Annotated in this window: 18 protein-coding genes and 1 tRNA gene; 16 read left to right on the top strand and 3 right to left on the bottom strand. The window is 57.1% G+C overall.

Annotated elements, in window-relative coordinates:
• Positions 1-14: 14 nt before the first annotated feature.
• The gene (locus MCM46_04940; protein MCG3111152.1) at positions 15-1,460 is read right to left on the bottom strand and encodes an FG-GAP-like repeat-containing protein; all 1,446 of its coding nucleotides are present in this window, start codon (positions 1,458-1,460) and stop codon (positions 15-17) included.
• Positions 1,461-1,650: 190 nt separating this feature from the next.
• Here MCM46_04940 and MCM46_04935 point away from each other — a divergent pair, with 190 nt between their 5' ends.
• The 7 genes from MCM46_04935 to MCM46_04905 all read left to right on the top strand — a co-directional run bounded on the left by MCM46_04935 (position 1,651) and on the right by MCM46_04905 (position 10,337).
• Entirely contained in the window at positions 1,651-3,450 is a 1,800-nt protein-coding gene (locus MCM46_04935) for a M3 family oligoendopeptidase (protein ID MCG3111151.1), read from the top strand.
• 99 nt (positions 3,451-3,549) lie between these two features.
• On the top strand, positions 3,550-4,836 hold the full coding sequence (gene tviB / locus MCM46_04930) for a Vi polysaccharide biosynthesis UDP-N-acetylglucosamine C-6 dehydrogenase TviB (protein MCG3111150.1): 1,287 nt from the start codon (positions 3,550-3,552) through the stop codon (positions 4,834-4,836).
• Between the two features lie 12 nt (positions 4,837-4,848).
• Positions 4,849-5,865 carry an NAD-dependent epimerase gene (locus MCM46_04925; GenBank protein MCG3111149.1) on the top strand — a complete coding sequence of 339 codons (1,017 nt, stop codon included), beginning with the start codon at positions 4,849-4,851 and terminating at the stop codon, positions 5,863-5,865.
• A 109-nt stretch (positions 5,866-5,974) separates the two neighbouring features.
• On the top strand, positions 5,975-7,426 hold the full coding sequence (locus tag MCM46_04920) for a hypothetical protein (protein ID MCG3111148.1): 1,452 nt from the start codon (positions 5,975-5,977) through the stop codon (positions 7,424-7,426).
• Positions 7,427-7,558: 132 nt separating this feature from the next.
• Positions 7,559-8,617 (top strand): non-homologous end-joining DNA ligase, encoded by a 1,059-nt coding sequence (gene ligD / locus MCM46_04915; GenBank protein MCG3111147.1) that lies wholly within the window; start codon positions 7,559-7,561, stop codon positions 8,615-8,617.
• Positions 8,618-8,676: 59 nt separating this feature from the next.
• Positions 8,677-9,543, top strand: coding sequence for an SDR family oxidoreductase (locus MCM46_04910; protein ID MCG3111146.1), 867 nt, complete (start codon positions 8,677-8,679; stop codon positions 9,541-9,543).
• 59 nt (positions 9,544-9,602) lie between these two features.
• Positions 9,603-10,337 carry a DUF2892 domain-containing protein gene (locus MCM46_04905; protein ID MCG3111145.1) on the top strand — a complete coding sequence of 245 codons (735 nt, stop codon included), beginning with the start codon at positions 9,603-9,605 and terminating at the stop codon, positions 10,335-10,337.
• A 55-nt stretch (positions 10,338-10,392) separates the two neighbouring features.
• Here MCM46_04905 and MCM46_04900 read toward each other — a convergent pair whose 3' ends face one another.
• Positions 10,393-11,154, bottom strand: a complete 762-nt coding sequence (locus MCM46_04900; GenBank protein MCG3111144.1) for a GGDEF domain-containing protein — start codon at positions 11,152-11,154, stop codon at positions 10,393-10,395.
• A gap of 282 nt (positions 11,155-11,436) precedes the next feature.
• On the opposite strand from MCM46_04900, the gene MCM46_04895 reads away from it, so the two are divergent.
• The 5 genes from MCM46_04895 (at position 11,437) to MCM46_04875 (ending at position 16,092) form a co-directional block, all read left to right on the top strand.
• On the top strand, positions 11,437-12,090 hold the full coding sequence (locus MCM46_04895) for a sulfite exporter TauE/SafE family protein (GenBank protein ID MCG3111143.1): 654 nt from the start codon (positions 11,437-11,439) through the stop codon (positions 12,088-12,090).
• Positions 12,090-14,168, top strand: coding sequence for a cation-translocating P-type ATPase (locus MCM46_04890; GenBank protein MCG3111142.1), 2,079 nt, complete (start codon positions 12,090-12,092; stop codon positions 14,166-14,168). Before MCM46_04895 ends, MCM46_04890 begins: the two co-directional genes overlap by 1 nt.
• Positions 14,169-14,261: 93 nt before the next feature.
• A complete protein-coding gene (locus MCM46_04885) occupies positions 14,262-14,969 on the top strand; it encodes a lysophospholipid acyltransferase family protein (protein ID MCG3111141.1) in 708 nt (235 codons plus the stop codon).
• Positions 14,970-15,001: 32 nt separating this feature from the next.
• Entirely contained in the window at positions 15,002-15,334 is a 333-nt protein-coding gene (locus MCM46_04880; GenBank protein ID MCG3111140.1) for a hypothetical protein, read from the top strand.
• Positions 15,335-15,474: 140 nt separating this feature from the next.
• Positions 15,475-16,092: a CHAP domain-containing protein gene (locus tag MCM46_04875; protein MCG3111139.1), complete on the top strand. Its 618-nt coding sequence runs from the start codon at positions 15,475-15,477 to the stop codon at positions 16,090-16,092.
• Positions 16,093-16,182: 90 nt separating this feature from the next.
• On the opposite strand, the gene MCM46_04870 is transcribed toward MCM46_04875, so the two are convergent.
• Entirely contained in the window at positions 16,183-16,779 is a 597-nt protein-coding gene (locus tag MCM46_04870; GenBank protein ID MCG3111138.1) for a hypothetical protein, read from the bottom strand.
• 285 nt (positions 16,780-17,064) lie between these two features.
• Between MCM46_04870 and MCM46_04865 the strand changes: the two genes are divergently transcribed.
• From MCM46_04865 to MCM46_04850, 4 genes are all read left to right on the top strand, one after another.
• A complete protein-coding gene (locus MCM46_04865) occupies positions 17,065-17,373 on the top strand; it encodes a protease inhibitor I42 family protein (protein MCG3111137.1) in 309 nt (102 codons plus the stop codon).
• 43 nt (positions 17,374-17,416) lie between these two features.
• A tRNA-Glu gene (locus tag MCM46_04860) sits at positions 17,417-17,492 on the top strand.
• Between the two features lie 181 nt (positions 17,493-17,673).
• Positions 17,674-18,867, top strand: a complete 1,194-nt coding sequence (locus MCM46_04855; GenBank protein ID MCG3111136.1) for an efflux RND transporter periplasmic adaptor subunit — start codon at positions 17,674-17,676, stop codon at positions 18,865-18,867.
• Between the two features lie 16 nt (positions 18,868-18,883).
• Positions 18,884-19,612, top strand: a complete 729-nt coding sequence (locus MCM46_04850; GenBank protein MCG3111135.1) for an ABC transporter ATP-binding protein — start codon at positions 18,884-18,886, stop codon at positions 19,610-19,612.
• The last annotated feature ends 43 nt before the right edge of the window (positions 19,613-19,655 follow it).

Here is a 19,655-nt window from a genome sequence, read left to right as displayed (position 1 = left end):
TGTGGGATGGTAATTTAGTTGGGATCTGCGTGAAAAAAAACGGAAAGCGTGTTGTCCCCGGCATGGGTTACAGCCAGATCGTCTGTTCCATCGCTGTTCAGATCTTCGGCCACGATCGCCAGGGGCTGATTGTCGGTTGATTGTTGGATCGGATCGGAGAAAAGACCGTTGCCTGTATTCAATAAAATCGAAATGACATTATTGTTGCTGTTTGAGACAGCAATATCGGGATTTCCGTCGTCGTCAAAATCTCCCGTTGCGGCAAATTCGGGGCGTCCTCCCCCGGGGAGCGGTAATGTTTGGACTGAAAAGTTCCCGGCGCCATCTCCAAACAACAGCGTCAGATCGGCACTGACACTGTTGACGACAGCCAGATCGATATTCCCATCGCTGTCCCAGTCTCCGGAGATAATTGCATTGGGACCTGTTCCGACGGAAATCGGCGGCTCCGGGCTATCAAAACCGCTTGCGCCGTCATTGAGCAAAATCGCAACCTTGTCGTCTGATCCGAGCACGACGGCCAGATCGGTTCTTCCGTCTTTATCCAGGTCGGCGGCAAGAAGCGCGATGGGCCCGCTCCCTTCGCTCGGGAAAGAAAGCGGAGATTGGAAAGTCCCGTCTCCGTTTCCGAGGAACAAAGAAATATCGCTTGTGGAGAGATTGGCGGTGGCGAGGTCTGGGTCGCCGTCGTTGTCGAAGTCGGCTGTCACGATTGCAATGGGACCGTTTCCGGAGGAAGGAATTTCCGTGGTTGGGCCGATTCCGGTATGAATCCCCAGGAAAAGAGAGATGGATGAATCTCCGAAATTCACAACGGCCAGATCGTCAAATGAATCGGGCCCAAAACGTCCCATAACAAGCGATTGAGGAAAAACGCCGACCGAGAAAGTCTCGGCGGCCGAGAATAGTCCGTTCCCCATCCCTTTCAAGAGTGAAATGGAGTTGTCGTCTACATTTGCGACGACTAAGTCCACGGAACTGTCATTATTAAAGTCGCCGGCAGCGACTGCTGAAGGGGTGGTTCCCACAGGATAAGTGGTCGGGCTGGAGAAGAGGCGGAAAGTCACTTCCACCGCCGTTGTTCCGGAGACCCCATCCGCGGAGGCGGTGATGGTCGCCGTTCCTTCCGCGATGCCGGAGGCGAGGCCGTTGGCGTCGATGCTGACAATATCCGGATTGTCCGAAGACCAGGTAAACGTCACACTGGAGATCGATGTTCCGTCCGCATCCCGTGCGGTTGCACTGAACTGTAGGGAACCTGTTTTTGAGATGGTCACGGCCGTCGGGGAGACTTCAATCTCGGCGATGACCGGGAGAGGAGGATCCGTGCCCCCCCCTCCTCCGCCGCCACCGCCGCAAGCGGCGACGAAGACGGATAAGAATACCCCTAAACAGAGGGGAAGTCGAGTAAAGATGGATCGGCGAAATAGCCGATCCGGTATGAGAAATGAGAGTTCCATCGGTATTTAAAAGATTATCTCTCGACCGGAAATCTGTCAAACTTGTTAATGAAGATCGGGTTCGAAAGAAAGAGGTCGGATTGTGGGTCCATTTGAGCAGACTGATATTTTTATGTTCCAGGGAATTCATCGTTTATGATATTGTAATTCTGACAGATTTGAGAGCGTACCCACGGATAAGGGGAAGAAATTGAAAGAGTCCGGATTGCCGACTTGGAATTTGAGCGATTTGTATCAAGGGATCGATGATCTCAAAATCGAGGCCGATCTCCGCGATTCGCTCCAGCAGGCCGAGCGGTTCGAGCAACAATATCGGGGCCGCATTCTTTCGGGCGAGATGACCGGAAAGCGTTTTTTCGAAGCGCTGGAAGAGTTGGAATCGATTCGGGAGCGGGTCGATCGGGTTCTTGCTTATGCTTACCTTGTTTTTGCCGCCGACACGCAGAATCCTAAACATGGGGCGCTGCTTCAGCGAACGCAGGAGCGTTTTACCGAACTTCAGCGTCATCTCCTCTTTTTTGAATTGGAATGGACCGCGGTTCCGGAGAAGAAAGCCGAGGAAGGGATGCAAGCGCCCGAGCTATCGAGGTATCGTCACTTTTTAGAGTCGATCCGAAAATGGGCGCCGCATCGGCTCTCGGAGGCCGAAGAAAAAATCTTGGAGGAAAAGGCGAACACCGGCATCCGCGCCTTCCAGCGGCTCTTTGATGAAACGATCAATCAGATTCAATTTCAGGTCGACATCGGCGGAGAGCGCCGTTTACTCGCCGAGCAAGAGGCGCTCGCCTTGCTTTACGAGCCGCAGCGCGAGGTCCGGCGAGCGGCGGCGAAAGGGTTGACCGAGGGGTTGGAGCGAAACGCCTCCCTCTTTACATTCATCTTCAATCAAATTGTGGCCGATCATGCCAGCGATGACCGGCTGCGCCGTTTCCCCGACCCGATGGCCTCCCGGAATTTATCGAACGAAATCGAGCCTGCCGCGGTCGATGCGCTTCTCGCCGCCTGCGAATCCTTCTACGGCTTGGTCGCTCGCTATTATCGATTGAAGAAAGCGCAACTCGGTCTGGATCAGCTCTACGACTACGACCGTTATGCTCCGATGACTGCCAGGTCGGAGCCGATCCCGTTCGATAAGGCAAAGGGACAGGTTCTCTCGGCTTTTACCGACTTCTCGCCTCAGGTGGCTGAAATCGCCTCTCTTTTCTTCGAGAAACATTGGATCGATGCCCCCGTTCGCCCCGGTAAGCGGGGAGGGGCTTTCAGCCACGGCACCGTTCCGAGCGTCCATCCGTATGTCTTCGTCAATTATCTCGGGAACCCCCGTGATGTGATGACCCTCGCGCACGAGCTCGGGCATGGGGTGCATCAGTGGGTGTCGCGCCGGCAAAATTACTTCAACTTCGATACGCCGCTCACCACCGCAGAGACCGCCAGCGTCTTCGCCGAGATGCTTGTCTTTCATCGATTGCAGAGCGAAGAACAAGACCCGAAAAAGAGGTTGGCGCTCCTGATGGAAAAACTCGAAGAGAGTTTTGCAACGATTTTCCGGCAAGTGGTCCTCTGCCGATTTGAGCAGAGGGCGCATGCGGCGCGAAGGACGGAGGGAGAACTCGGCCCGGATCGAATCAATCAACTTTGGCTCTCGGAGAACCGTGCGATGTTCGGCGACGCGTTGACGCTGACCGATGATTATCGATGGTGGTGGATGTACATCTCCCATTTCATTCACTCCCCTTTTTATACCTACGCCTACGCTTTCGGACACCTGCTTGTCCTCGCTTTGTATCATCAATATAGGGAAGAGGGAGAGACCTTCGTCCCGAAATATCTCGAGCTTCTCTCGGCCGGAGGCTCGCAACCGCCTAATCAATTAATCCAGGAAAAAATCGGACTGGATATTACGAAGCGTGACTTCTGGCAAGGAGGACTCCGTTTCCTGGAGCAAATGGTGGAAGAGGCGGAACATCTTGTCGAGAAAAACAAAGGATAGACCGATGTAGACCGATATGGATGAGATTAAAGCATCCTCTTTTTGGACAAGGTCTTTAAAGTTTGATACACTTCTCCGAAAAAATGTAGAGGGAAATCGATGACGGCGACGAAATTAGAAGATCGGATCACCATTGCAATTATCGGCTTGGGCTATGTCGGCCTTCCTCTGGCGGTTGAATTCGGAAAAAAATTTAAGACAATCGGATTTGATATCAACGCAAAGCGGATCGAAGCGCTCGAGAAGGGATTCGATGCCACCCTGGAAGTTTCGGAAGAGGCTCTTCGCGCAGCCGAAAAACTCGTCTACACAACCGACCGGCAGGGGATCAAAGCGTGCAACTTTTTCATCATAACCGTTCCCACGCCGATCGATGCGCATAAACGTCCCGATCTCACCCCCGTGGTCAAAGCCACTGAGAGTGTCGGGGCGGTTTTGAAAAAGGGGGACATTGTCGTTTATGAATCGACCGTTTATCCCGGGGTGACCGAGGAGATCTGCGTGCCGATTCTGGAGGAGAAGTCGGGTCTGAAATTCAACCACGACTTCTTTGCCGGGTATTCTCCGGAGCGGATCAATCCGGGAGATAAAGAACATACCGTCACCAAAATCCTCAAGGTCGTCTCCGGCTCGACGCCGGAGACCTTGGAGATAGTGGATGCCGTCTACAGATCGATCATTATTGCGGGGACCCATCGTGCGGAATCGATCCGTGTGGCCGAGGCGGCGAAGGTGATCGAAAATACCCAGCGCGATGTGAATATCGCACTCATCAATGAGCTGGCTCTGCTCTTCAGTCGTTTGGGGATCGACACGGAGGCGGTGTTGAGGGCCGCCGGGACGAAATGGAATTTTCTCAAGTTCTCTCCGGGACTGGTCGGCGGGCATTGCATCGGCGTCGATCCGTATTATCTGACGCACAAAGCACAGGAGGTCGGCTATCACCCCGAGGTGATCCTCGCCGGACGGCGGATCAATGACGGTATGGGAAGCCATGTTGCGGAGCAGGTCGTGAAGTTGATGACGAAAAAGGGAATTCCGGTGGTCGGGAGCGACATCCTCATCCTCGGGCTGACGTTCAAAGAGAACTGTCCCGACATCCGGAACACGCGCGTCGTCGATATTATCCAAGAATTAAAACAGTACAATGCCCATGTGCACATCTATGATCCCTGGGCCGATGTTCAGGAAGTGGAGCATGAATACGCCCTCAAACTGGACGAGACCCTGCATGAGCACTACTATGATGCCATCATCTTGTCGGTAGCCCATCAGCAATTCAAAAAGTGGACGGTGGACGACCTGAATCGATATGCCAAGGAGCGGCGGGTCATTTACGATGTGAAACATCTCTGGGATCGGTCCTGGGTCGATGGACGGTTGTAAAGGAGTTCACCATTGAAAGTTCTAGTTACCGGCGCGGCCGGGTTCATCGGCTTCCATCTCTCATCGCGGCTCCTCTCCCAAGGGCACGAGGTGGTCGGCCTCGATAACTTAAACGATTATTATGATGTTTCTCTGAAACAGGCCCGGCTCAAGCAGCTTGAAGGCCATTCGAACTTTCGGTTGGTAAAGGCCGATCTGGCGGATCGGCCCAAGATGGAAGAGGTATTCCGGAACGACCGATATGAGCGGGTCTTCCATCTCGCGGCCCAAGCGGGGGTCCGCTACAGCCTCACTAACCCGCATGTCTATATCGAAAGCAACCTGGTTGGATTTCTCCATATCCTGGAGGGGTGCCGCCAAGCGCAGGTCCCCCACCTGATTTATGCCTCTTCCAGCTCAGTTTACGGCGCCAACACACAGATGCCATTTTCGGTCCACGACCGGGTCGATCACCCGGTTTCGCTTTATGCCGCTACCAAGAAGGCAAACGAGTTGATGGCCCATACTTATTCTCACCTCTATCGTATTCCGACCACCGGTCTTCGCTTTTTCACCGTCTACGGTCCGTGGGGACGGCCCGATATGGCGCTCTTTCTTTTCAGCAAGGCGATCCTGACGGGAAAGCCGATCGAGCTCTTCAACTTCGGAAAGATGGAGCGCGATTTTACCTACATCGATGACATCATTGAAGGGGTGGTTCGCGTGGGGGAGAAAATTCCGGCCCCCGATCCGAACTGGAGCAGCCGAAACCCCGATCCGGCCACCAGTTCCGCCCCATATCGAATCTTCAATATCGGAAACAATAACCCGGTTGCACTTCTCAAACTCCTCGATACGCTTGAACAGTGTCTGGGGAAAAAAGGGGAGCGGCGGCTGGTTCCGATTCAGCCGGGAGATGTTCCGGCGACCTATGCCGATGTCGATGATCTGATGAAGGAGGTCGGATTCAAGCCGGCGACCCCGATTGAAGAAGGGGTCCGACGCTTCGTTGATTGGTATCGCGGCTACTATCGGTCTGAACGTCCTTAGATTTCCCCAATTCCTTAGGGCTCCTTTCTCGAGAATCTACACTTTTTCCCCAATCCCTCCTTTTTTCTAATTCGGCTATGCTTAGGCTTTTAGACGAAAGGAGGGATGTATGCCCTGTTTGAAAAATGGAATCAAATCGATCGGGTCGATCCTCTTGTCCGCAGCGCTCCTCTTCGGCTGCAGCGGCGGGGGCTCCTCCGCTTCGGGTCCAGGGGTCCCCCTCCCATCAGGAGAGGTTGTTTCGGTCGAAATTCCAGAAGGGGAGGAACCAACCCCGCCTCCGCCTTCAGCAGATGCGCCCCCTCCTGGAGAGGACACTCCGGCCCCCATTGATCCTCCTCCTGCCAATCCTCCCATCACCTCGAATCCACCTCTGATTGTAGACGGTTGGATGTTAAAACATAAAGAGACGTTCGATACCCCCCTTCCGGCGAATCTTCCCTGGGAACGGGACGCGTACGGCCAGCCCGAAGATCCCTGGGATGAGGATGGTTCATTCTTCTTCAAAAAATATGAGTCGTTCGGGAAGAATTTTGCCGATGCGCTTGGAAAATTCCTCTCCTTCCGAAAGTCGTTTCCTTATAGCGAAAACGGTTGGCTGACTTTCGAGCTCTACGGAAGAGATGCCAATGCAAGCGGCACCCTCGATCTGAACGAGCATGGGGGAGAGTTCTTGATCTCTCAACTGGGAGACGGGAACCGCGTCCTGCAACTGAACGACACGGTTCATTACGACGGTGCCGAAGTGCGAAGCACCGAGCCGCTTCCGTCCGAATACCGAATCCGGCTCAAAGTCACCCCGGTCTCCGCCGGCGGGCGCGATGACGACGGCGTCTGGCGGAAGAACGGCTACTCGGATAAAACGGAGACCGCCGATCCATGGCGATTCTCCAATCAATCGACCGCGCCGCTGGAGGCGTGGCGGGAGAACGGCTTCTACTTCCTCGCCATCCTCGACACAAAACCGATGCCGCACAACAACGTCTGGATCCATCACCATCGGAAAGTCGTCATCGACTCCGACAATAATTTCTACGACGACCTTCCGGGGAATGCCTGGTCGACGATCTGGACGCCGCGGGGTCGGATCACCGAAGGATCGCATCCGGTTTCCATGCTGGCCCTCGACGGCAACAACTTCGGCAGCGTCTGGACCGGCAATCCCTTTCATTGTTTCTATAACGGCGCTTTTCGCGGCTGCGGGCCGACCGGCCATACGGCGGCCGACGCCTACATCAACGGCGAGACCTACACCGTCACGATCGAACGGAATGCGACCCACTATATCCTGGAGGTCTCCGGCCGGTTCCAATACGGCGGGGTGACGACCTACCGCGGCGCGATCGATTTTCGAAAGACCCCGGTCTGGCACTACAACAACACCCCCGAAGACGCCCCGCGCGACAAAAACAGCCAGCCGCTGAAAAGCATGGGAATCGACTGGAACGCCTGGCCGGCCGATTCCGCTTACCCCGATTACTTCATGTTCGGCGATCCCCACATCACCCACTACGAGGGAACCGTCCTCTACGACGACGTCGAACTCTGGGTGAGACCTTAAACGATCCTGACAACGTAGGGGCACAAATGTTGTGCCCCTACCGTTTTCCTCCTCTTGCCCCCCGATCTTGCTTTGGTCTATCCTGGATGTAAGGAAGATTTCATCCGGTCCAACCATTCTGAGCGGGTCGCCATGGGACTCAAGCCTTACCGAAAAAAGCGAAATTTCGAAAAAACGCCCGAGCCGGTCCCTGCCGTGAAGCCGGCCCGGATCAAGCGGACCCCCCCTCCAGAAGGGTCCCCTTTGACGGTTGAAGAATTTCTCTCCATGAAGAATCCCACCGGCGATGTGATCGTCGAGATCGACGGCGCCCGTGTCGCCCTCACCCATCTCGAGCGGGTCTACTGGCCGGCGGAGCGAATCACCAAATTCGAGTTGCTTTGCTATTACATTCGCGTTTTTCCGTTCATCGATCCTTTTCTTCAAAACCGGCCCGCCATTTTGCAGCGGTATCCCCGCGGCATCGCCGCGCCGAAATTTTTCCAACATGATCTTCAAAGCGCACCGAGCTACTTGCGGAGCGCCCGGATGCGGAACGAAGAGGGGAGAGAGATCGACTACGCCGTTTACTCCGGGCTTGCCTCGCTCCTTCACCTGGTGAATCTCGGGACGATCGAGCATCACCCCTGGCATTCGACGGTTGATCGAATCGACCGTCCCGATTGGTTGGTGATCGATCTCGATCCGGGCGGCGCTCCCTGGGAGAGCGTATTGAGGACGGCGCGGGTGACGCGCGCGGTTTTCGGCGGCTGGGGCCTTTCCGTTTATCCAAAGACCTCCGGGTCGTCGGGGATCCATCTCTATCTTCCTTTGGAGCCGATTTACGACTACGATACGGTGGCATTGTTCGCCGAAGTGGTTGCAAACGAAGTAGCCCTCCGTGTTCCGGAAATTGCGACGGTCGCGCGGACCCCGTCGGCGCGTAAAAAAGGACAAGTCTATGTCGATTGGCTTCAGAACGCGCGGGGGAAGTCGGTGATCGCACCTTATAGCGCTCGGGCCAAAGGGGGGGCGACGGTTTCGATGCCGGTCACCTGGGAGGAGATCAATCAGGAGGTGCGAATCGCCGATTTCACAATTCGAAATGTGCCGAAACGATTGAAGACCGAAAGGGATCGGTGGAGCGGATTCTTCGATCATCGGCAACGACTTCCGGGCCGTCCGATGAGGAAAGGAAAACAGGCGGCCTGATCGGATCCAAATGATCTATCTCATACACTACGTCGTTGGAAATTTTTGAGGAGTGAGCGATGGAAGAGAAAAGGAAAGTGCAACGTCCGGCGCAGCGCCAGGAGCGCCAGCCGGGGATTGAAGCGGAGATGACGCCGCAACCGAAATCAAAGGAACGGGGTTATCGCGGAAGCGGCAAGCTGCAGGGGAAAGCGGCGTTGATCACCGGCGGCGACAGCGGAATCGGCCGGGCGGTGGCGATCGCCTACGCGAAGGAAGGAGCCGATGTCGCCATCAGCTATCTCAACGAACATCAAGATGCGGAGGAGACCCGGCGCCTGATCGAAAAAGAAGGGCGCCGCTGTATCACGATGGCCGGGGATATCGGGGAGGAGGCCTTCTGCCGTCGGATCGTCGATGAAACGGTGAAGGGGTTCGGCCATCTCGATATTCTGGTGAACAATGCCGCCGAACAGCACCCGCAGGAGGGGATCGAGAAGATCAGCGCCGAACAACTCGAGCGGACCTTCCGGACGAATATCTTTTCATACTTTTTTGTGACCAAGGCGGCCCTCCCGCACCTGAGAGAAGGGAGCGCCATCATCAACACCACCTCGGTCACCGCCTACAAAGGGAGCCCGCACCTGCTCGACTATTCGGCGACAAAAGGGGCGATCGTCGCTTTCACTCGGTCGCTCTCTCAGGCGCTCATCGCGCGGGGGATTCGGGTCAACGGGGTCGCCCCCGGTCCGATCTGGACGCCGCTGATCCCGGCAGAGGCGAAATCGCCCCAGCATGTCGCTGAATTCGGGAGCAATGTGCCGATGGAGCGGGCCGGCGAGCCGGATGAAGTGGCGCCGAGTTATGTCTTTCTCGCCTCGGAGGACGCCTCGTATTATGCGGGGCAGGTGCTCCATCCCAACGGCGGCGTCGTGGTCAATGCCTGAAGCAATATTCTATTTTCGGAAGGGTTCACAAAATCGATCTCGTTCAGAGGAGGAATGGCATGTCGGAACATCCGGAGGAGCAGGTGAACAATGATATCAATGTCGGGAAGGTGGAGCGATGGCTCTCGGCGGTCGGCGGCGGAGGACTCATTGCCTATGGCTTGAAACGTCGCACGTGGCCCGGTTTCGCATTGGCCCTTGTCGGCGGGGCGCTGGTGCACCGCGGGGTCACGGGGCACTGTTACGCCTATCAAGCGATCGGGGCGAACACGGCAGGGAAGCGACAGCTGACGGAGAAGGAGAGGGGAGGAGCGGGATTCAAAGAAGAGGAATCGGCCGGTGGTGCAATCGAAGTGGAGAAGAGCATCACCATCGATCTGCCGCCGGAGACGCTTTATCCGCTATGGAAGAACCTGCAAAACCTCCCTCGATTTTTCGATACGATTGAGTCGGTCCGCGAGGAGAACAACGGCCGTTCCTACTGGGTGGCCGGACCCGGCACCGGCACCCAATTGGAATGGGAAGCGCATTTGATCGAAGATCATCCGAACGCGGCGATCAGCTGGGGGGCGGGCGAAGGGGGAGAGGCGGAGATCATCTCGGTTCGTTTTGAAGCCGACCCGAACGGGGCCGGGACGCGTGTCCGGCTCTTCCTCAAATATGATCCGGCGCACAGCCTCTTGGGGGCGGCGTTTGCCCGCCTGTTCGGTGATGTCCCGGAGGAGGCGTTGGAGCGAAGCCTCAACCAGTTCAAACGGCTCATTGTGACGGGGGAGATATCCGAGGCGGCCTGAGGGAAGGCATTGCGGGGGAGGGGAATCGGCCCGATCTCTCGGGGGCGGTCCTCTCTTAAGCGGTTTTATCGTAGCGGGAGTAGGTCCATCCCGATTCGGACTCGATGCGATTCCCCCCCTTCCGCTTGGCCCGGTACATCGCGTCGTCGGCCCGTTTCAAGAGCCGCTCGGGGGTATCCCCCCGTTTGAAAACCGCCACCCCCATACTTAATGAGATGTTCCCGTTTCGATGTTGATGGAAGGCGAGCCGGATCCGCTCGCCGATCTCCATCGCCGCCTCCAGATCGGTATCGATCAAGATCACAGAGAACTCATCCCCGCCGTAGCGCGCCCCGCAATCGACCCCCTCCCGGATCATCCGCAAGATAATCTGGCCGGCCTCTTTCAAAACGGAATCGCCGGCCGCGTGCCCATAAGAATCGTTATATTTCTTAAAGCCGTCGATATCGAGAAAGAGAAGGGAGAAGACCTCTTTTTGGCGATTGGCCCGCTCCACCTCTTTCCCGAGCCGGTGATGGAAGAAGCGGGAGTTGTAGATTTCCGTCAGGTGGTCGGTCATGGAGAGCCGTTGCAGCTCCATCGTTCGGGATTGCTGCAGCTTGGTCCGCTGGATAAAGAGATAAATCAGAAGAAAGACCATGACCAGATTTAAAGAGGTGCTTACAATATTCGAGAAGAGGTCTCTTCTTGATTGGAAGAAAGATCCGGTTTGATAGAGATCAACCCACCAAGGGGTGGCTCCGATCAAGAGAATGAGGAAGAGACTCACGAGAACAAAGAGAGTCTCCAAGCTTGTTTCCGATCTGTCTAATTGCATCGGCGGATTCCTGGAAATGTAATCAAGCTGACGTACGAACGAGGAAACAAAGAGCGAAAATACAGAGGAAAAACCGAGGCAGAACCACCACTTCTTAAAACGTCCAGGCAGATCGTAGCATAGCTCTTTTTTTTATTCAATCCCTGTCCCACGGCACGTCGACACGTGCTCAAGAAAAGCGGTACGAAAGTTGCGTTTTCATACGGTCGTCCGTTCGGCGCGTCGAGGGACCGTTCTCCGGTTTGATCTTCCGCTGCCGTGCACCGTTCTTTGGGAGAAAAAGTGATCGAATACCTGGCATTGTTCCTGATCAGCCTGGCCGCCTCTTTCCATTGCGTCGGGATGTGCGGCGGCATCGCGGGGATGCACCATGCATGGATGGGAAGTTCTCGCGGTCGGACGGTTCACCTCCTCCTCTACCATGGCGGGCGGATTGGAACCTACCTCTCCGTCGGCGCGCTGTTCGGGGCGTTTGGAACCTTGCTGCTCGGGACGCAGCGGCTGCTGTCGCTCATGACCGGGAGTGTGATCATCTGGATTTCGGTGATGGCGCTTTTTTTCTCCCCGGGAAAGGGGCTCCCGTTTCTGGCGGGGATCTTCGCTTCGCTCTTCGGGTGGGTGAAGGGGAGAGAGGGGTGGGCGGCCTCCTTCTGCTTTGGGATCTTTCATGGTCTTCTCCCTTGCTCATTGGTCTACGCTTTCGCCGCAAAGGCGGCGAGCACCGGATCGGTTTCGGCCGGGCTCTTCACGATGATCAGCTTCGGATTGGGAACCGTCCCGGCGCTTCTCTTTTCGGCCAAGCTGCTCTCTTTTTTTTCTCCCGCTGTTCGCGCCCGATTCATCTCGGCGGGAACCCTCTTCCTGTTGATCCTGGGGGTGATCACACTATTGCGTGCATTCATCCCGTTTCATCCCGGACATGAGGGGAGGTTTTGATGAAGAGACCGCTCCATTGCCGGCATTGCCGGCTGCCGATCCGCTCCGGCCGATCCGATCCCGACCCCTTTTGTTGTTACGGCTGCCGGCTTGCTTTCCGGATCGTCGGCGAGCAGGGGGAGGGGGGCGAAGCCGCTTTTCTCCTTGCCCGGCTGGCGCTCGGCGCGCTCCTCTCCATGAACATCATGACCTTCAGTCTTCTCCTCTACGGAAAAGCGATCCCGCGGGAGGTGATCCCTTCGTTTCATCTTCTTCTTTTTCTTCACGCAACGCCGTTGACGTTTCTTCTCGGGGTTCCTTTTTTCAGGGGCCTTCTTCAAGAGGCGAAGCGCCTCGCGTTCGGGATGGATAGCCTGATCGCCCTGGGGGCCGGCGCGGCGTACCTCTACTCGACCTTCGCCTGGCTGACCGGAGAGGAAGGGGTCTATTTCGATATCGGAGCGATGATTCTGGTACTGGTGACCCTCGGCCGGTTTCTCGAAGCGACCGCCCGCGCGCAGGCGGCCGACGGGATCAAGCGGCTCCTCTCCCTTTCCCCGCCGACGGCAACGGTTCTGATCGGCGGCAGAGAAATTCGAAAGCCGGCCGAAGCCGTCCAAATGGGAGAGATCCTCCGGGTCCGTCCGGGAGAACAGATCCCGGTTGATGGAGCGGTGATCGAAGGAGGCGCGACGGAAGGGGCGCTGGTCGATGAGTCGATGCTGACCGGCGAGGCGCGCCCGGTCGAGAAGGGGATAGGAGACCGGGTTTATGCCGCCACGCTGAATGGAGAGGCCCCTCTGATGATCCGCGCGACCGCCCCGCTGGCCGGGTCACTTTTCAGCCAGATGATCTCTTTGATGGGAAAGGCGCAGCAGGCGCGCGGGGAGATGGCGCGGATGGCCGATCGCATCTCCTCGTTCTTCATCCCGGTGGTGCTCCTCTGCGCGGCCGGAACCGCCCTGTTCTGGTGGCGGCGGGCCGGTGGGACGGCGGCCCTCTTCAATTCACTCGCCGTTCTCCTCGTCGCCTGTCCCTGCGCCTTGGGGTTGGCGACGCCGATGGTGATCTCGGTCGGAATCGGCCGGGCGGCGCGAGAGGGGATTTTGATCCGGTCGAGCCGTGTCTTTGAAGTCTTGCCGAAGGTATCTACCCTTTTCTTCGATAAAACCGGAACCCTCACCGAGGGAAAGCCGATTCTTCTCTCGATTCTCCTTCCCGCGTGGGGGAGCGTCCGTCCGGAGCCCCTTCTGGCCGTCGGCGCCTCCTTGGCGCAGCCGTCGGAGCATCTGCTGGCCCGATCGCTTGCTGCCGCCGGCATGGAGCGGGGGATCCCGCTCTATCCGACGGCCGGATTCAAAAACCACCCCGGCCTCGGCATAACGGGCCAGGTGAAGATCGACGGCGACGGGAAATGGGTTTGGCTCGGAAGCCGGCGGTGGATGAAGGAGAATGGCCTTCTCTTCGACTCACTCCTGGAGGAAGAGAGCCGCTGCGCCGCTTCGGCGGGGAAGAGTCTCGTCTTTTGCGGATGGGAGGGAAGGGTTCATGGGGCTTTCGTTTTTGGTGATCGTCTTCGCACGGAGTCGGCGGAGGCGGTCTCTCTTCTCCGGAAGGAGGGCTTTTCCGTCCACCTGTTGAGCGGAGATCAAAAACAAGCAGCCGAAGAGATCGGAAAACGTCTCCCCGGGTGCGCCATCCATGCCGAGCGGCTTCCCCATGAAAAATGCGAAGAGATCGGCCGGGTGAAAAAAAGAGGAGCGGCCGTCGCGATGGTCGGCGATGGAATCAACGATGCCGCCGCCCTTGCCGAGGCCGACATCGGCGTCGCCATCGGATCGGGGAGCGATGTTGCGAAAGAAACCGCCGACGTCAGCCTCGTCCAGACCGATCTTCGAAGAATCGCCTGGCTGATCCGTTTTACAAAAAGGGCTTCACGCACGATCAAACAAAATCTTTTCTGGGCTTTCTTCTACAACATCATCGGCGTCGGCTTTGCGATGGCCGGGATGCTCCAACCGGTCCTCGCCGCTCTGGCGATGATTGCCAGCAGCTTGCTGGTGATTTGGAACAGCCTCCGGCTGAGGGGATTTCAATGAAGGGAGGGTAAGGAGCAACGCGCAATCTTGTTTGAGTTCTTCGCATTGATCTTGTAGAATGACACGGCGATTGAACAAACTCCGGGAGCCTTCGTGCCGAAATTGTTTCTTGAGAAAATCCTTTTCCGTCTGGCCTATTGCTTCGCCTGGTTCTTCGTCCATCTCTATCGCTGGACCTGCCGGGTGGAGGTGAAGGGCCCTCTCCTCGATTGTCTGAATGACGACCGGCCGGTCCTGCTGACCTGGTGGCATCAGGATATGCTGTTCAATTTCTATTTTCTGATCTCGTTCGCCAAAAGACGGAAAATCGCGACGATCGTCAGCCAAAGCAAAGACGGGGCGCTCGCCGCGTATCTGATCGAAAAATTCGGCTTCACCGTTCTTCGCGGCTCCAGCTCCAAAGGGGGAAAAGAGGCGCTCGATCTGCTGACCGATTTCGTCCTTAAAGAAAAGGCGGTCGGGATCATCGTCTGCGACGGCCCTCGCCCGCCGGGACGGATCGCCAAGCCGGGGATCATCCTCCTTGCCCGAAAGACCGGCTATCCGATCATCAAGATTCGCTCATGGGGATCGCGGCAACATCTTTTTCAAAAGAGCTGGTGCAAGCTTGCGTTGGTTTTTCCTTTCTCGCGGGTGACCGTTTGGTCGGACACCCCCATGGCGGTTTCAAGGGAGTCGCGCCGCCAGGAGCTGGAGGAATACCGTCTGGAAGTCGAGAAGCGGCTCAACGAAATGGCCGCCGTTTCGGAGGGTCATTTCGGAGTCGATCGAACCGCGTCGGTTTCCGTAAAAACAAATTGACTCACCCCTCGTCGATTTGATAACCTGCGCCTATGTTGGCCAAGACTGTTTTAAATACGCTTCATACCTCCTTTCCCGGGATGCTGGTTACCGGCGTCACCGGAGGGTTGATCGGATCGTTCATCGGCGGACCGTTCTGGATCATCCTCGCCGCCACGATCGGCGCCCTCATTGGCATGGTCGTCTGGCGTCTCGGCGGCCGGCGTTTCTTCCTTTTCATCGTCGTCGGCGCGTTGTTGGGGGGACTGCTGGCCCTTTTGATCGCCGGTCCCGAACAGGGATTGATCGGGGCGGCGACCGGGGGGGCGATGGGGGGCTTCATCGCGGTCAACTTCCTGATGATGCGTCCCCGACAGCCTTCCTGACCGATTGGGAAACCACCCTAGATCGCCCCTCTCCCCTCCTTAATTTCCTGAAATTATTCCCCGAAGACATCTTTCCCCATTGCAATATTTCGATACTTCTTTTTTAATGTTCCGAGAACATCCATATCGGAGGAACATTGATGATGAAGCGCTCGATCTTGACCTTCTCCACCCTGGTTATCTTGACGGCAGGAATGGCGTCCACCGGCGGGAGCATGGAAGTCGCTCCCTGCGGGACCACCCTTGCCACTCATGCCGGCGTCCCCGCCCGGTCGAATATTATGACTCCCGACGAGAGCTGCGGCGGTCGGGCGACTTACGGATTACAGTATCAGTGCGTGGAATATGTCAGGCGCTTCTATCATCTGGTGAAGGGAATGGAGACCCGGGAAGGGATGATGGGAAAACGTTGGAACGGCAATGCGAATACTTATTTTAAGACTGCCGACAAAAAGGGGCTCGACGCCTTCGAGAACGGCGGGCAGGTGGCGCCGAGGCCGGACGACATTCTCGCTTTCCAGGGAGGCCCTTACGGCCATGTCGCGATTATCACACGGGTGGCCGAAGATCATATCGAATTTGTCGAACAGAATTTCTCCCCGGCAGGTAGAGGCCAATTGGCATACAACCCGGTCACGAATCGGGTGGAGAATCGAAAGGCCGGGGGAGAGCTCTTCGTTGTCGAGGGGTGGCTTCGCTCCCAGTCGGATCGGAACCTTGTCCCACAGGCGCCGATCGAAGCGGTCTCGGACAGATAATTCGAAAGCGTGAGGCGTCGGGTGGCAGGCTTGGGGGGTAGAAGATTTTAAGATCTTCTGACCTGCCTCCGACGCCTCACGTATTTAGGTCTACTGGACTCCGCCCGCAGGAGGAAGAAGCGGGGGCGGGGTCTCTCGTTCAGACCCCGGAATATCCTGGCCGGGCTGGCCACCCAATCCGTCGCGCTGATCCAGTCCTCCTCCCTGATCGGTTCCCGGAGGACAATCGGTCATTCCAAATTGATCCTGATTTCCGGGGTCCGGCTGACCGAAGCTCCCTCCCTGATCTCCGGGCACACTCCCTTGCGGGTTTGGCGGAATGCTCCCCGGCGGGTTGGAGGGAAGACTTCCTGGAGGGTCGGACGGGACACTTCCGGGCGGGTTCGGAGGAACGCTTCCCGGCGGCAATTCGCGTTGTTCGAGCTGGCGGTCGCCCGGTGCCCCCGGCTCTCCCAGACCGCCTCGGTCGCCTGGATTGACATCGGGCGCCGTTGATCCGGGAGGACAGGGATCCACGCCGCCTCGATCTCCGGGATCCGGAGCAGTCGATGGCGGGGTGCCGAACGGATCCGAATCGGTTCCGGGAGGGGTACTGAAATCGCCCGGTCCTCCCCGGTCCTCCATTTGCGCAAACGACGGTGCCGCGCTAAGCAAAAGCAAAAGTAGGAACAAAGCACTTTTTCTCATTCTGCATTCCTTTCTCTACAGTGTCTGGACATAAAATTGATAGAACAATGAAAGAGCAAGAAGAGGGCCATGTCTGGGAGCGCTTCTTTTGAGGTTTTTTGGGAACGACGGAATCTGGATGTGTAAGAGTGCCGACTTTCTGCGCAAACCGACAAGAAGGGCCGGAAACGACTGAGCAGAGTTTATACATCCATCCGAGGCTTCAGGAGAAAAGCCGTTGACAAAGGAAAGCAATTTCGTTTAAAGTACCGCTCAGTTGATCGTTTATTCGAGTGGACGACGAAGATGGCGGAGCAAATCCAAACCGAAATCAAAAAGATCCATGCCAAGGTCGGAGAGCCGTTCAAAATCCGTATCTGGGAAGATCGTACCCGAGGAAGCCGGTATGTACCGACGTTCGACGCCGCCGTTCTCAAGCTCATCAGTGACGAATACGAGCGGACGCGGCACGTCCGGACCAACGACATCGGGATGCATTATTTTGAGTTCGTCCCCGTAAAGTCCGGGCGGTATTCGATCGAATTCGAATGCCGGTACGGCTGGAAATTCTCTGCGGAAGACCGCCTGCTTTACGAGGTGGAGGTCGCCGGGTAGGCCTTCATCCGGCCCTGCGGTTGATCCGCTAAAATCAAATCATGGTCCCATCGTCTAGTGGCCTAGGACGTTGGCCTCTCACGCCGAAAACACGGGTTCGAACCCCGTTGGGACCACCAATTTAAATACTCGAAATGGCATCTACCAGCTGCTTAAGCGCGCTGTAGATGCCATTTTTTATCCGCACGGTAAAAATAAAATCAGCGTCTCTCGGGGGGGGCATCGCAAGGTTGGCTTGATTGACAGAGCGGACCCCTCCCCCTATAATCAATTGTTCGCAATTAAATAGGGACAAATTCAATGGCAATATCCCAGGAATGGAGAAAAGGTCTCCTCGGGATTGCGGTTCTGGTCGCAATCATCGCAGGGGTGACCCTTTTCCGCGGGGGGGAAAAAGCAGCGGAGTACCGGACGGCGAAGGTCGAGCAAGGGGAGATCACGACCAGCGTTTCGGCCACCGGCAAGGTCGACGCCGTCGTCACCGTGGAGGTGGGGAGCCAGGTTTCCGGGAGGGTGCAGAAGCTCTTTGCCGATTTTAACTCGCGCGTCGAGAAAGGACAGGTGGTCGCTCAAATCGATCCGTCCCTTTTTGAGGCGCAGGTCGAACAGGCGCGGGCGAAATTGGCCAACGATGAAGCGAATACAGAAAAAGCGCGCGTTCTCCTGGCGGATGCAAAACGCGCCCTTAAAAGAATGGAGACCCTTTTCGCCCGCGACTTCGTCTCCGAGAGCGAAAAGGAGGCGGCGCAGAGCGCCCATGATTCGGCCGTTGCCAATTTGAAGGCGGCCGAGACCCAGATCGCGCAAGACCGGGCCTCTCTCAAACTTTCTGAGGCGAACCTCCGCTATGCCACGATCCTTTCACCGGTAGATGGAATCGTCATCTCCCGGAATGTCTCCGTAGGACAGACCGTGGCCGCCTCGCTTCAAGCGCCGACCCTCTTCACCATCGCTCAGGACCTCACGGAGATGAAGGTGGATACCAGCGTGGATGAAGCCGACATCGGAAGGGTCGCGATCGGACAGGAGGCGGAGTTCACCGTCGATGCCTACCCCGACACCCCCTTCCGCGGGACGGTCCAAGATATCTACAATCAGCCGGTCGTGCTCCAAAACGTCGTCACCTATGCCGCCATCATCCGCGTGAAGAATCCCGAATTGAAGCTCCGGCCGGGGATGACCGCCAACGTCACGATCCGGGTCGCGCATAAAGAGAATGTACTCAAGCTGCCGAACGCGGCCCTTCGTTACCGGCCTGAGGGTGAATCGGGCCGGTCCGTTCCCGTAAAAAAGGGGGGAGGGCGAACGACCGACGTTTGGGTGCTGCGGGAGGGAAAAGAGCTCGCGGTGCCGGTGACCCTCGGATTGAGCGACGGGAGTTTTACGGAGGTCCTCTCGGGCGACCTCAAACCGGGGGATCGGGTGATCACCGAAAGGCTCGGAGGCGCCACCGCCGCTCCCGGCGGCCGCAGGGCTCCCTCGATGAGGTTTTAATCCGAAGATGGATCCGTTGATTCAGATCGATGCGCTCTGGAAGGTCTACCGGACCGGCGAAATGGAACTGGCCGCTTTAAAGGGGGTGTCGTTCTCCGTCTCCCGGGGAGAGTTTGTCGCGTTGATGGGGCCGTCGGGCTCGGGGAAATCGACCTTGATGCATTTATTGGGCTGTCTCGATCGTCCGGCCCGGGGGCGTTATCTGCTCGACGGGGTGGAGGTCGGCGGCCTGAAACCAAACGAGCTGGCCCGAATTCGAAACCGGAAGATCGGTTTTGTCTTTCAAGGATTCAATCTTCTTTCCCGGACCACCGCGCTCGAAAATGTGGAACTTCCCATGTTGTATGAGGAGTCCTCCGGAAAAGAGCGGCAGGTGCGGGCTCGGGAGGCGTTGGAGGGGGTGGGGCTGGCGGATCGGATTTATCACTATCCGAATCAGCTTTCCGGCGGGCAGCAGCAGCGGGTGGCGATCGCCCGGGCGCTGGTGATGCGCCCTCCTCTCATTTTGGCCGATGAGCCGACCGGAAATCTCGATACCCGCACCTCGATCGAAATCATGTCGCTTTTTCAGGAGCTGAATGAAGCGGGGATGACCCTTCTTCTGGTGACGCACGAACAGGATATCGCGCAATATGCCTCCCGGATCATCCGTTTCCGGGACGGGCAGATTCAGAGCGATCAGCCGGTCGAAGGGCGGGCGAGCGCGCGGGAGGCGTTAACGTCGATGGCGGGAGATCTCGCATGAGGCCGCGCCGTCGTCGGTCGGCTCCATTCCATAGGGAAATTGA

The organism is Candidatus Manganitrophus morganii, from assembly GCA_021651055.1.
GTDB lineage: Bacteria > Nitrospirota > Nitrospiria > SBBL01 > Manganitrophaceae > Manganitrophus > Manganitrophus morganii.
This window is presented reverse-complemented; position numbering and strand designations above follow the sequence as displayed.